The organism is Meishania litoralis, from assembly GCF_042611095.1.
Taxonomy (GTDB): domain Bacteria; phylum Bacteroidota; class Bacteroidia; order Flavobacteriales; family Flavobacteriaceae; genus Meishania; species Meishania litoralis.
Genome location: NZ_JBHFPV010000017.1, coordinates 1 through 832, shown reverse-complemented (window position 1 = coordinate 832; position 832 = coordinate 1). Strand labels below are relative to the sequence as shown.

Below are 832 nucleotides of genomic sequence, written 5' to 3'. Positions count from 1 at the left end.
GTTTTTGAAGGGCGGTGTCCTGAAAGCTTGCTTTCAAGGGCAGGGAGCCATGAAAAAGCTGGCAATTTAAAAAGCCCACAATTTGAGAGGGGCTTTAGCCCTGAAAAAATTGTTTATAGCCCTTGATGTCGGCAGTACTTGTACACGAACCTTATTTTCGAGCAAAAAGATAACATTAAATAGAAAGAAATGAACAAGGATTTAAGAAAAACAAACCAAGCTCTCACTGCGATAATAGTGATAAACACCATTCTAATAATTTTAGAATTGCTAGAAATACTGAAACTCCTATAGCTATGTTGGCCCTCTTTTTGGTTTTAGGAAATTCCTCTAGTGTTCTTTTGGCCAGTGCAAAGTCAATTTTAGCTTTTTCGTTCTCAATATTTTCTTTTTCAAGTTTGGACTTCTTGTACTTTTTCCAGTTGCCATTGTTTAAAATGTCGATTCCAATACTGGTTATCCGATACCGCGAATTTTGGAGGTTCTCAATAATCCCCTCATCTTCTAGGTATGTCAATGCGTTCCTGTATAATTTATGGTCTTCGCTTGACTTAAAATTATGTCCCGACCTTACTGTGTGGAAGCCTGTTTCATTAAATTGTAATAACAACCATTCTATTTTGTCGTCCATATTAAAATCTTTAGTCACCTGCAACGCAGGTGCAAGGGCTTTTTCAATTGATAGCCGCGAGCCGATGTCGGCAACCGCAAAAAAGGGTGAAAACGTAAGTTTTCTTTTTGCGAGCGAAACCGAGTGCATATCAATAAAAAATTTTAGCGCAGCGAGACAGAAATTTTTTAGATATGCCGAGGTTGAGGTATTGCCGACATC

1 protein-coding gene is annotated in these 832 nt (G+C 38.2%); it reads right to left on the bottom strand.

Going from position 1 to position 832, the window contains the following annotated elements; all coding sequences use genetic code 11:
- Positions 1–223: 223 nt before the first annotated feature.
- Positions 224–832, bottom strand: a 609-nt coding sequence (locus ACEZ3G_RS17055) for a hypothetical protein (protein ID WP_432426733.1), incomplete at its 5' end; no start/stop codon positions are given.